This window comes from Alloscardovia theropitheci (assembly GCF_004332295.1).
Taxonomy (GTDB): Bacteria; Actinomycetota; Actinomycetes; order Actinomycetales; family Bifidobacteriaceae; genus Alloscardovia; species Alloscardovia theropitheci.
The window spans coordinates 75,265-88,780 of record NZ_RXLP01000023.1; the positions used below are offsets into that span (position 1 = coordinate 75,265).

The window sequence follows — 13,516 nt, forward strand, 5'->3', positions numbered from 1 at the left end:
TATTCATATGTCACGTCTACCGACGGATACGGCTAGACCTCACGTCTTCTTGTTCTCGCGCAAAACGTATACACACCCCTGCACCAGCAAGACACATAACCAGCGCAGATCCACCCGCAGAAATAAACGGTAGCGGAAGGCCCATAACTGGAAGAATACCAAGCACAACCGCAATGTTAATAAAAGATTGCGCAGCAAACCATGATCCAATGCACATAAGAACCATTTGCATATAAATATTTTGGTGACGTAGAGATAAATTAATTATCGACCAAGCCATGATAACGATGAAGAGAATAACAACTAACGCACCCAAGAAGCCGAGTTCTTCGCCGATAATAGCGAAAATATAATCATTATCTTGAGCTGGAAGATATGACTTCTCACGAGAATTTCCCAGTCCCACACCAGTAAGACCCCCAGTAGCCAATGCATAGTCACCATGCAAGGACTGGAAACAGATACCTGCTGATTGAGAAGCCTCTCGAGTAGAACATCCACCATAAGTAGCTTGGATACGCGCCCAACGGTTTGAGCTTCCGCGAACCATGATAAGGAAGATAATCGCTATGCCCGGAATCCCCACTCCAAAAATGTACTTAAGAGGGAAACCAGAAATAAGTAAAGATACGCCAATAATAATGCCCACAACTATTGCGGTTCCAAGATCCTTACCTAGTCCAACTAATCCAACAGCAACAGCAAAACCGAAAATTGTAGACAAATAAGGTCTCACGTCAAATTTTTCTGTACGCTTCTTATCTGCTTCTTTTTTGGCAAGAAGCAGTGCGTGCGGAAGCCACAGGCACAAAGCAAATTTCAAGATCTCTGCTGGCTGAAAACGCAATGGTCCAAGAATAAGCCAACCGGTATTACCACCTGCACTCGAACCAAGCGGAGTCAAGGTAAGTGCCTGTAGAACCAGCGCGAAGAACATCACGATAGTGCTCAATCGGCGTATCCAGCTTGCCTTGAGGAATTGAGCTCCTACAAGGAGCACTGCACCCATTACAGCAAAACTGCCTTGTCTAAGAAGGTTTGACCATACCGATTGATTCGTTCCAGCGAGTTTGGCAGTCGAACTTGAAAAGACCATAACCAAACCAAAAATCGTCAAAACGACTACACTAATAACAAGTCCCCAATAGCTAGCAACCGGATTGAAGATAATTCTCCAGCCAGTGTAATCCGCTCGTTGATTGCTCTCATTATGCTCTAAACGTGAGCCAGCGGTTAAGAACGATATGCTGCGATCTACCCAAGAACTCGTTCCTTTCTTAGACGATGCGCTCCTCGATGGAGACTTTGTGTTGCTCATTGGTTTCTCAAATCCACGAGTACGTTGCTGTGTATTTCTTGATTGCTGTCTACTCGACATGTGTATTTACCCATTCTTGAGCATACTGAGCAAATTGATTTCCTCGGTCTGCATATGAAACGAATTGATCCATAGATGCACACGCTGGAGCCATTAAAACGACATTTCCAGCTTGCGCTAGACGAGCACACGCTTCTACTGCTTGCTTCATAATAGGCTTAGTTTCAGCAGTTTCTGGGTCGATGAGCACAACAGGAATCTCAGGTGCATAATCTTTTAATGCATCAATCATAGGCTGCTGATCAACACCGATAATGACTGCAGCTCTGATCTTAGATTTCTGAGTCTTGATAAGATCACTAAATTCAGAACCCTTTGCCAAACCACCAGCAATCCACACAACAGATTTATCAGCAAAACTACTGAGTGAGGCTGCAGCAGCATGAGAATTTGTTGCTTTCGAATCATCGACAAACCGTACACTACCATTGCTGGTATGCCAAGTTGCTACAGTTTCAATACGATGTCCACTAGGAGCAAATTCTTGCAAAGCACTGATTGCCACATGAGTATCTATCCCTGCTCCCAAGCTCAACGATAAGGCGCATAATGCATCCGCAAGAAGATGAGGATAAATTGTCCCGTCAGGTTCTGTTAGATGCGTAAACGATGTAATCGGAGCTAAGCGTTCTTGTAACGTTGGTAATTCGCTCCGGTTAACTATCCAACCGTTATCGACCCCAATCTCACCAACAGCAGGATTGCGTAAAGTGAATCCGATAAACACCGGCTTATTCACTTCCTCAGCTTCCCCAGCTTCCTCGGACTCGACTTTCTCCTTGGCTTTCATTGCTAAACGCGTAACGCGCTCATCATCCGCATTGTATACGACAGCTTTTTTCGCCCGGTTATACACTTTCGCTTTATCTGCCGCATAATTATCGAATCCACCATGCCAATCAAGATGGTCATCGGCAAGATTTGTTATTGCAGCACAGTCAAGCTCAAGCGAATTCGTGTAATGCATTTGGAATGAGCTCAATTCAACAGTTAACGTATCAAGAGCTGTATCAATTCCTGCTTGAGAAATAGGATTGCCAATGTTTCCAACGGCCTGGCTGTGACGTCCAGCAGCTTGCATAATGGAATTTGTCATCTCAGTGGTAGTCGTTTTACCGTTCGTACCGGTAATCCCTATCCATACTTGAGATCTCGTCAATTCGTTTTCATTATGTAATTTCCAAGCGAGTTCGACATCACTGATCACAGGTACCCCAGCTTGAGTAGCTTTCAGAATAAAGCCAGTGGTCGGTTTAAAACCAGGCGATGTAATTACCGCTTGAATATCCGCATAATTAAACGACTCATTGGAAATCTCGTCAATTCGATAATCTGCTGGCTTATTATCATCAGCAGTCAGCACACGCTCGCCTCGAGATTCCAATACGTTTTTGGCGCTATTTCCAGAAACACCAAGCCCAACGATGAGATATGCTTTCTCCATTTTATTCCTCGAATGCTTTTATATATGTGCTTTTATATATGTGCTTTTATATGTGTGACGGTAATACGATTGTATATATTAAATTCCAGATCGAATGACCCAATCTAGGTAGAAAATAACTAATGCGATAATGACACACACCATTTCTATCATCCAGAAACGGACAACTACTTTATTTTCTGACCACCCTTTAAGCTCATAATGATGATGAATTGGTGCCATTTTGAATACTCTTTTATGGAATACTTTGAAGGAAAATATTTGGATAACATCTGATACAGTTTCCCAGACGAAAAGTGCCCCAAGCATGACGGCTAAGACTTCTGTATGCGTTGCAATAGAAAGAGCTGCAAATAATCCACCTAATGCAAGCGAACCAGTATCTCCCATAAAAATAGTTGCTGGGTTGGAATTAAACCACAAGAATCCAAAGCATGCTGCCACAGCGCACAGGGCGATAATAGTCAAATCTTGAGGATCCTGGACAGTATAACTGTATGAGTTTGGAAGAGGAACGCGATGATATGTCTGCCACATGCCGATGATGGCGAACCCTAAGAAAGCAACCATCGAACTTCCAGATGCAAGACCGTCTAGTCCGTCGGTGAGATTGATTGCATTAGTCCATGCAGCAATAAGAAGATTTACCCAAATAATGAAGAGAATTGCAGAAAGTATTGTACCCAAATTCTCAAAACTAATAAATGGCTTTTCGATAAAAGTAATACCCGAATGAGCAGATACTTGCCCATCTGGCGTTTGGATAGTCAAAGAGAGAATGGCGTAAATTGTAGCAACTGCGATCTGACCGATGAGCTTTGCGTGGATAGTTAAGCCTTCATTTTGCTTTTTAGCTACCTTTGCGAAATCATCAATAAAGCCAAGCAAACCCATAGAAAGCATAACAAAGAGCACAAGAATTGCATTCACAGATGGTGCTTTACCAAGAGCAATTGCACGGTACAATGCAGACGCAAGCCAACCAAAGACGATAGCGATATTTATAACAATCCCGCCCATAGTCGGTGTCCCGCGCTTAACCATATGCGACTGAGGACCGTCTTGGCGAATGTACTGACCATAATGCAAATCAGTAATAATATTGGTCACAATTGGTGTACCAATAAAGGTAATCACCAAAGATACCGCTAGACCGATAAGTACCGCAATCATAATGTGACGACTCCTCCGTTATTGCGCTGAATTGCCAAGCCACCGTGAAGCTAACGCACTCAAACCAGATGCATGAGAGCCTTTAAGCAAAACCACCGTATTCTTCTCACTCGCTATCCTATCAACAATAGAATGTGCTTCATCAATACTACTTACAAGATAAACATGTTCAGCACATTCAGTTGTATCCTGAGCATTCGTATCTTCGTTAGCATGAGCGCTCTCGCACTCCTTACCCTTTCGAACTCCGTCGGCAAGACACTGAGCTAAACGTGTCAAATTCTGATCATCGTGAGAACCTACTGCTATGACGATATCCGCGCACGAAGCGGCATATTCGCCGATTGTACGATGCGCTTCTTCTTCTGTTGGCCCGAGTTCAAGCATCGATCCCAGTACAGCTATACGCGTGAGGTCTTCAGTGTGAGATTCGAAAGATTTCAACGCATTCAAACCAGCACGCATGGAATCTGGATTTGCATTGAAAGAATCATCAATTACGGTAAAATGCGCTGCCTGAGTATCCACCGGCGCAATGTGCATTCGATGAGGACTAATTGCTGTCATTTGTGACAAAACACTTGCTGCAATATGCTCTGGGATATCCAGACTATAGATAACACTTAAGACTGCCAAAGCGTTGTATACATTATGCTCGCCACTGATGCCCAAGCGTAATTCAAATTGAGAATTATCAGGCAAAGTCACGCTAAACATTGGACGGTTAAAGTCATCTACGCTCGTATCGGTTCCACGAGTAATTACTGAGGAAACCATTCCAGAAACTGCAGGCTTTGGCTGCTCCTGAGCATTTTTGCGACTAAACCAGATAATGCTGGAAGCTTTTGTCATGCTTGCCATAGAGCGAACGTTTTCGTCATCAGCATTAAGAATTGCTACTCCAGAACTGGACAGTGCGCGAACAATTTCTGATTTAGCATCGCGAATGCCCTCCACGCTACCGAATCCTCCCAAATGTGCTACTCCCACCTTGAGAACGATGGAAATATCAGGAGGAGCAATTGTGGTCAAATAAGCTATCTCACCCTGAGCAGAAGCGCCCATTTCCGCCACAAAGAAACGTGTCTTCTCATCAACCTGGAGAGCGGTTAGTGGCAAACCAATATCATTATTGAACGATCCCTGAGGAGCAACTGTCGGAGCTAATCGCAATAAAACAGTGCTCAGCATGTCTTTTGTAGTCGTTTTCCCCACTGAGCCTGTAATCGCAATGATTGTAAACTCATTCATGCCACGCGCAGCAAAAGCTTTGCGTTTTTCAATATTGAGTCGAGCAATATCCCCCAAGGCTTTAATAGTATCTTCTACAAGAAGCTGTGGCACACTTGCTCCATCGATAAGATGATCTACTACTGCCAGCGCTGTGTCACTGAGGTTCGACACAAAATCATGCCCATCGACATGCTCGCCCGCGATAGCTACAAAAGCACTTGAATCATTCGATTGTCGAGAGTCGGTTGTTACTGAAGTGATAACAAAATCATCACTTTGAGGAATCTCATCAATGCGCTGGCTATCAATATACAGTTGTCCAATTCCAGCGGTTATTAGTTCACTTACATGTGTTGAAATCATGACTTATCTGCTTTCATTTCGTAAGAAAGACGCAATGCGCTCTTAACTGAATTACGTTTTACACCAGCGGCGAGTACCATCGCAACAGCTGTTGCTATATTCTCATATTGACGTTCGTTGATTTCACCGAGAACTTCACGTACTAATTCGCGTGAATCATCAGTAGCTTCCACACACATAGTGTTATCACGAATTTCTGCACCGTATGGTTGTATGTTTTGCCTTGCCAAACGGCGCAAATCTTCCACTTCGTCATGCTTGGATTTGCGTGTCAAAAAAGTATGCTGAGGGCCAATTTGCGGCACATTATACGTTTCATTAACAGTATTAGTGTAAACGTCTACATTAACCTTTGTCAGCGCAAGTGATTGAAGAACTTCATCATCGACATCGATAATGACGGAAGTCGCACCATCTTCTACCATCACATAGAGCATGCGTTGAATATCTAGAGGTGATAGCGGAGTAGGCAAAGAAAGCTCACGCTCTAGGCTAATTCCTCCACGCCTATCAATAATTCCTAAAGGATTTCCTAAATAATGCAATAAATCATACAGTTCAGTAATAACAGAACTGCGAACTCGTGGTGTAGCCTCAGTATCTGGGACAGTAATATCTGCGCTTATATTCGTGTCGCTATCCGAGTCATTATCAGACACACCATCAGCGTGATCGATTTCTTCAGTATCCCAGCTCAGACTATCGCCTTGTACTGCAAATACAGCTAATGATCGAGATGGCTCGCCTGCTAGGTCCGCAGCTATACGAGCACGTTCATCATTATGCATATCTGCAAAAAGAACTGGTATCTCCATATCTATCGGAGCAATTTGCGACTGGGCTTTGTCCTCAAGCATAAATACAACGGCATATGCCCCTCTACGTGCCGCTGCATGCACTATACGAGAATCGTACTCACTTGTAGAGCTTATATACAAAGCTCCGGGAGTAATATCCTCTAACGCATCGGCTACGGAGGTCAATGTAACAGCATCATGCTGTGTTCCCACAGTTTTGATGCCATAACGACGTCGAATATCACCAATAGTGGTGTGCTCGGAAATGGTTTCACTAACACTTGACATATCTATTACACATTATCACTTGCTCTACCACGAGTTACCAGGTGATAGGAATAGCGTCGGTTCGAGGAGCAGATTGTGGTATCTGATACTTCTGCATCAAGAATTTACCGATGTTTTGAACTACTGGACCTACTGAGGCACCACCATAATAGGCATCTGCATTCTTCATGAAGACAGCAATAACATATTGAGGCTTATCAGCCGGCAAAGCGATGATATAGTCCCCTACGATACCTGTAAGTCGACCACCTTCACCAGCAACTTCTGCAGTTCCAGATTTTCCAGCAATACGGTATCCAGGAACTGTTACGACGCGCGCATATTCCTCACCGATATTCTCCATCATATTCATCATGGTAGCTGCGGTTTCCTCAGAGATGACGCGCTTCGACTCATTTGCTGATGGCGTTGTATCTTTACCTTGGGCATTGGTTGATTTTTCAATTAATCGCTGTCCTAAACGCACACCACCGTTAGCAATAGTGGCAATTACATTCGTCATTTGTAAAGCGTTAACCGTATACCCTTGTCCGAAAAGAACGGTTTCGCGTGTACGCGTATCCCAATCGTTACCATTCGAAACGAGCAAACCGTTAGATTCACCCGGGAAATTAATGCCTGTCGGCTGCCCGATACCGAAATCAGTAATATATTGGTAGCGCTTTTCTGTCGAATAATTATAGGCAGTCATAATCGTTCCGGTGTTATAGGAATGATACAGAATACCTGCAAGCGTAAGATTCTCATCCCCATGTGGCAATGCATCGTGATATGTCTGCCCACGATATTCAAGGCTATATGGCACCGTGAAGTGATCAGTAGCCTTGTGCAGCCCCTCTTGCAATACACCTGATGCTGTAATGAGCTTTCCTGTCGAACCAGGATCAAATGTAGATTGCATTGCTGGCGAGCCTTTAGTCAATGCATCTTCTGAATTTGCCGCATACTGATCAGAATCAGAAATTGCAATAATACGCCCTGTCTTAATTTCTTGGACTACTCCGATACCCCAGTCGGCATGTTGATTTTCTACGCGAGCTTTGAGTTCTTTATTGAGATACCACTGCACATCAGAATCAATCGTGAGTTTAACTGTGCCACCAGGAGTTGCCACAGACTGTACTTTTTCAGTTCCAGGAATCTTGGCAGTTCCATAAATTGGATTAGTCTGCTCGTAAGTTTCCACACCATTAATACCCTGTAGAGAAGCTTCTTCCATGGACTCAATACCGGTGACACCTTTACCTTCACCGTTTACGCCTCCAAGTATCGAGCCAATGAGCGTTGGATTAGAGTAGACACGTTCACTAATGAGCTCAGCACCTACTACACCAGATAGATGGAGTTTATCAATGCGACGTTTTACTTCTGGGGTGACGTTATTCGCAACGACAACATAGCGTGTATCGCCTGCTATTTTTGCACCGAGTTCTTGAACATTAAGTTGCAAAACAGGTGCCAAAATTCTTGCTACTGCAGAAGCACCTTTTCCTGGAACATCCTGACCTTTAAGGCTGTGGCAGACATCTTTGAGTTCTTCAGCTCGTTCTTCATACTGCGCATCTGTCATCGAACGTGTACGTTTTGGAGTACAGGACGTTGGAGTAAAATTCTTTGCCCCGACTTGGTCTACGTAAATCTTATATGCTTCAACACTTTGAGCAAGGATTTCACCATTTGTATCGACGATACTTCCACGCATTGCTTGGACTCGTGCTGTAATCGTTCGAGAATTTTCTGCTTCTTGCGCTACGCCTGCTGCATTAAAAATTTGCAAATAAGCAAGTCGATATACGCAAATTCCCAGCACAATTGCCCACACTACGATTATCGCTAATGTGCGACGTCGAATAGTGTGGGCATACGCTGAATCATATTTTTTTCGCGCAGGCGTTTGTAACATATTACTGAGCGTTCCCCATATCAATTGTCATACTGTCACTACCCTGTTGCATCCCCATTTGGGTTGCTCGCTCTGGAAGTCCGGCTTCAAGATTATTAAGTTTTGCTCTATCTTGCTGGACATCTTGAGTTAGTTGGGCGACAGAATTTTGAGTCTGAGTAATGCTAAATGCATTTTCAGTCATTTGTGTACGTAGTACTAATGTAATACCTAAACTCGCAATGAGCAATGCTATGGACGATGACAGTACCAACGCCGATAAACGTCGATTGTCTGCAACATTTCGTACCTGAGCCATAACTGATGAGCGTTGACGATTATCGTGAACGCTCACACGCAATTGAGGGCGCGCTGAACCTGTTGAATATGAGGTACGTCGATTTGGCCTTGTAGCTCGCATTGCAGAACTACTACGACGCATCATCGGACTGTATGATTGTGCGGATCGAGAGCTTCGTGCTTCACGTTCTTGAGCGGCGGCCATGATTTCCCTTACTGTATGAATTGTTGCGTTTAGCGTTATTGTTTTTGTTTTTAAAATTTTTATGCGAATTATCGCTGCGTTTTACCCGCTGATGTTCCTCATCTCGAAATGCTGACTGTGGAACTTCGCGTGTCACTTGAACAGCTCTGAGTCTGACGGATGCAGAACGAGAATTTCTCTTGATTTCTTCTTCATCTGCCATCATCGCTCCGCGGGTCAAATCCTTAAGATAAGGCTGAGCATCATCTGGAATTACCGGCAATCCTGGCGGCACGTGAGCTACAAGACCTCGCGAGAAGAATTTTTTCACGCATTTGTCTTCTAATGAGTGATACGACTCGACGACTAGGCGTCCCCCACGAGGTAAAGATTTAAGAGCCTGCGGCAAAGTTTGTGCAAGTTTGGTTAATTCGCCGTTTACTTCAATTCGCATAGCTTGGAATACACGCTTCGCTGGATTGCCTGCTGGGCGCTTTGCCTTTGGCACGATTGAGTCAACTACATCCGTGAGTTGATAAGATGTGAGAATGAACTCGCCAGCTTCGCGTTTACGAATAATTTCGCGGGCAATTGGACCGCTAAATCGTTCTTCTCCAAATTCTTTGAAGATACGAACTAAATCGCCATATTCATACGTTCTTAAAATCTCAGCTGCGGTAAGACTTTGAGTTGTGTCCATACGCATATCAAGAGGAGCGTCATGAGAGTAGGAAAAGCCACGTTCTGTTTCATCAATTTGCAGACTTGACAGGCCTAAATCCATGAATACTGCATCTACATGAGTGAACCCAGCATCACTTATAACCTGAGAAAACTCATCAAATGCAGCATGCGCTGGAATAAAACGATCTTCAAAGCCTTGTTCGCGAACTCGAGCAGTTGCCAAAGCAAGAGCTTCCTCATCACGATCAATGCCGATAACACGAACATTCGGAATCTCTTTCAGGAATCCACTTGTATGTCCCGCCAGTCCCAATGTGCAATCAACGATAACGGGGAATTCTCGCCCATCATCATGCGCAGATTTTTCGACATTACGGGTAACGAGTTCTACACATTCGTCAAATAAGACAGGCTTATGTATGGAGCTGATGCGTTCGAGATCTACCATGCGAAATCACCTACCGGTAAAACATCATCAGCCATATCGCTGTAATCATCTTCTTGGCTTGCCAAGTAAGATTCCCAATCTTCGCGATTCCACAACTCTGCACGAGTACCTACACCGATAAGTACTACATCATCACCTAAATGCGCATATGAGCGAAGCATGGTTGGAACCATTACACGCCCCTGCTTGTCAGGTTCAAGATCAACTGCACCAGACAGAAAGACACGAAGATAATTTCGAGCTGCCTTGTTGCTCAACGAAGTGCGTTGAATTTGCTGCGCAATTCTACGGAATTCATCATTCGGAAGAATATATACGCATCTCTCTTGCCCGCGCGCGAGAACACAGCCATTACCGAGCTGATTGCGCATTTTTGCAGGAATAGCCACTCGACCTTTGGAATCAATCTTTGGAGTGTATGTACCCAACAACAAATCAGGAAGCGGAAGATTCTTATCGGCAGATGTAGATTCGCTAAGTGCAGAACCCGATAATGCGGAGCCATCGCTCAAACTCTCGCCAAAAGCATCATTTTCAGCCATCTTCCCTCCCCTCTTATCTCATTGCGTTATCTCATTGTGGGCAAATAAAATTCAGACAATCCCCACTTTACCCCATTTCTCTCCACTTTTCCCCACGAAACGGAAAAAATATTATTTTTTTCGTCATTTTTAAAAAAAAATTTGAATATTTTGGCTTTGTAAAGAAAATCGCAATCACGTTCATCGAGTGAGTTTCTCGGCATCTTCGTCACTAGATCAGACGCTTCTAAAAATCGATACATAAAGATGAATAAAACTGAGATAGAGACACAGAATTGCGCGTAAATTTAAGGTCGCACTCATGATTGGATTCGCACTCGAGCTCATGGCTAAATCCATGTCACGCTCATGCTCAACTTCACACCCCAAATTCGCACGGAAATTCACACGCAAAGCACAAGCTCATTACGCGACACATTCTCAGAGCGAAAATGCTTCACAATGTAGAGAATAGAGAGTAAATTAGTAAGGCAGTTTTTTAAGAAATTGAAGAGGTAAGGAATCGAGTGTCCGATTATTCAGACCAGCTTCGCGAAGAACAATCTATGGTAGACACGGCGTACTCACGCCTTGACGATATTCGCACAATTACTCGCAAACGACTAGCAGAAGTTCGTGCTCGTGGTGCTCATGGATCACCTACGCAGAGATCAGAGCGTGACTCATTTGCCACCATGTATGAGGATCGACTTTATCAGTTGCGTTCTGTCGAAGATCGTTTGGTATTCGGACGTATTGATACTGACGATAATCAGCAACTTCATATCGGCCGTATCGGTTTACAAAGCGAAAATCACGAGGCAATTTTAGTGGATTGGCGCGCAGAGGCAGCCCGTCCGTTTTATGAGGCGACACCACGTCATCGTGGCAATATTTCTATGCGCCGTCATATTACCCTGAAATTTAGAGACGTTGTTTCTATCGAAGATGAAGTACTTGATGTAGACTCCGATCATGTTACTGAGGCTTCCCAGTCAGGGACGTTGACTGGTGAAGGTGCTCTTCTTGCTTCGTTATCTTCTCGTCGCACGGGAAAAATGACTGATATCGTTGCCACGATTCAAGGCGAACAGGATAGTATTATTCGTAGTCCTCTTACTCGCCCTCTTGTCGTTCAAGGCGGACCAGGTACAGGTAAGACTGCTGTGGCATTGCACAGAGCTGCATACCTTTTGTATACTCATCGCTCTACCTTGCAGCATTCTGGAGTTTTAGTTGTAGGCCCATCCCCTGCGTTCTTGCATTATATCGACCAGGTCCTGCCATCATTAGGTGAAACAGGCGTCATTTCACGAACTTTGGGGAATATCGTTCCCGGCATTCATGCTACAGCTATTGACGAGCCATTTGCCGCGCGCCTTAAAGGCGACACACGTATGGCGAAGGCTATAGCGAATGCTGTTTCTTCTCGCGTGCGCATTCCTTCCGAACTTCCAGTTTTAAAAGTCAACGGAATTCGAGTTCCTATCACACGTGCAGATATTGAGCAAGCGCAAAGTAATGCTCGCCGCTCACACCAGCCTCATAATCTCGCACGAAATACTTTCGTCAAATCGATGATCTCGCTTCTTACTGTACGTTACAAAGAACAGTTAGACTACGATCCTGAATATTCCGAGGTCGAAAATGCTCGCACGACTCTCAATATGAGTGAAACTTTGCGCCGCACTCTTAATACCGCGTGGCTTCCTATGGATGCACAGTGGCTTATCAATGACATGTTCAGTAAACCACATCGCATTAAGCAGTTTGCTCCATGGCTACGAGATACAGAGATTCAAGCTCTTACCCGCCCTTCTGGTTCCCCATTTACCGTGTCGGATGTGCCGCTTCTTGACGAAGCTTATGAATTGCTCGGCCCAGATCCACGTGAACAGCAACGCATTGCAGCTCGTGAAAATGGCGAATCTGCGGATGAGAGTTATGTCAACGACATGATGGAATCCATGGGATTAAAGGGTTCGGGAGTGAGTGCTCGAACAGTTCTGTCACATATGAATGATTCGAGCGATTTAACACTTTCAGAACGAGCTGGCTCCGATCGCGAATGGACATATGGGCATATCGTCGTCGACGAAGCCCAGGAATTAACAGCAATGGACTGGCGGATGTTAATTCGCCGCTGCCCTTCCCGTTCGTTCACTATCGTGGGAGACGTGGCTCAGACTTCTGCTTTGGGCGGTACTCATTCATGGAACGCCATGCTAGACCCAATTTTCGGAGTTGACGGATGGGATTTGAACGAACTGACGATTGATTACCGCAACCCTCAAGAAGTATCTGATATCGCAGGACAATTTGCTGCTTCCGAAGGGCTTTATATCTCGACAGTTTCCGCAGTACGAAAATTAGAAGGAAGCGTAACTAAGAAAACGTTATCTCAAATAGATTCTTTAATTAGTTCAGCAGTATTCCACACTATTGAATTAACCCAGCAGTTCGTTTCACAAGACGGATCTGGTCGAGTGGCAATTATTTGCGATAACGAAATTCGTGATGCCGTTGATAAGCAGTTGCGTTTGTCATTAAAGAATTCAACGGATATTAGCGAGCACGAGTTTGAACGTTTAACTTCTCAACCTGCATGGGATGCTCAGGTAGCCGTGTACTCTCCTCAAGATGTTAAGGGATTGGAATTCGATGCAGTCGTCTTGTGTGAGCCTGGGTTGATAAGCGAAAACAGCGCTTCCCGACTTTCTGGAGCAGCAGATTTGTATGTCGCTATGACACGCCCTACACAAAAGTTGGTCATACTTCAGACAGAAGAAGATATTCAACGAATTTCTTTATAGAATAATCG

General features: G+C 44.4%; 10 protein-coding genes. 1 reads left to right on the forward strand and 9 read right to left on the reverse strand.

The window, feature by feature from the left end; translation table 11 throughout:
* Positions 1-16: 16 nt before the first annotated feature.
* From EJ419_RS05920 to mraZ, 9 genes are all read right to left on the reverse strand, one after another.
* The gene (locus tag EJ419_RS05920; RefSeq protein WP_131284591.1) at positions 17-1,378 is read right to left on the reverse strand and encodes an FtsW/RodA/SpoVE family cell cycle protein; all 1,362 of its coding nucleotides are present in this window, start codon (positions 1,376-1,378) and stop codon (positions 17-19) included.
* Positions 1,368-2,822, reverse strand: coding sequence for a UDP-N-acetylmuramoyl-L-alanine--D-glutamate ligase (gene murD / locus EJ419_RS05925; RefSeq protein ID WP_131284593.1), 1,455 nt, complete (start codon positions 2,820-2,822; stop codon positions 1,368-1,370). The genes EJ419_RS05920 and murD overlap by 11 nt, the downstream gene beginning before the upstream one ends.
* Before the next feature lie 78 nt (positions 2,823-2,900).
* Entirely contained in the window at positions 2,901-3,995 is a 1,095-nt protein-coding gene (mraY, locus tag EJ419_RS05930; RefSeq protein ID WP_131284595.1) for a phospho-N-acetylmuramoyl-pentapeptide-transferase, read from the reverse strand.
* An 18-nt stretch (positions 3,996-4,013) separates the two neighbouring features.
* Positions 4,014-5,591 carry a UDP-N-acetylmuramoyl-tripeptide--D-alanyl-D-alanine ligase gene (locus EJ419_RS05935; protein ID WP_131284597.1) on the reverse strand — a complete coding sequence of 526 codons (1,578 nt, stop codon included), beginning with the start codon at positions 5,589-5,591 and terminating at the stop codon, positions 4,014-4,016.
* The gene (locus EJ419_RS05940) at positions 5,588-6,676 is read right to left on the reverse strand and encodes a hypothetical protein (protein WP_131284599.1); all 1,089 of its coding nucleotides are present in this window, start codon (positions 6,674-6,676) and stop codon (positions 5,588-5,590) included. The genes EJ419_RS05935 and EJ419_RS05940 overlap by 4 nt, the downstream gene beginning before the upstream one ends.
* Before the next feature lie 34 nt (positions 6,677-6,710).
* Positions 6,711-8,579 (reverse strand): peptidoglycan D,D-transpeptidase FtsI family protein, encoded by a 1,869-nt coding sequence (locus EJ419_RS05945; protein ID WP_131284601.1) that lies wholly within the window; start codon positions 8,577-8,579, stop codon positions 6,711-6,713.
* Position 8,580: 1 nt separating this feature from the next.
* Entirely contained in the window at positions 8,581-9,063 is a 483-nt protein-coding gene (locus tag EJ419_RS05950) for a hypothetical protein (protein WP_131284603.1), read from the reverse strand.
* Positions 9,041-10,174: a 16S rRNA (cytosine(1402)-N(4))-methyltransferase RsmH gene (gene rsmH / locus EJ419_RS05955; protein ID WP_131284605.1), complete on the reverse strand. Its 1,134-nt coding sequence runs from the start codon at positions 10,172-10,174 to the stop codon at positions 9,041-9,043. Before rsmH ends, EJ419_RS05950 begins: the two co-directional genes overlap by 23 nt.
* On the reverse strand, positions 10,168-10,716 hold the full coding sequence (mraZ, locus tag EJ419_RS05960) for a division/cell wall cluster transcriptional repressor MraZ (RefSeq protein WP_131284607.1): 549 nt from the start codon (positions 10,714-10,716) through the stop codon (positions 10,168-10,170). The genes rsmH and mraZ overlap by 7 nt, the downstream gene beginning before the upstream one ends.
* Positions 10,717-11,222: 506 nt before the next feature.
* Between mraZ and EJ419_RS05965 the strand changes: the two genes are divergently transcribed.
* Positions 11,223-13,508 (forward strand): HelD family protein, encoded by a 2,286-nt coding sequence (locus tag EJ419_RS05965; protein WP_165496256.1) that lies wholly within the window; start codon positions 11,223-11,225, stop codon positions 13,506-13,508.
* Positions 13,509-13,516 lie beyond the last annotated feature (8 nt).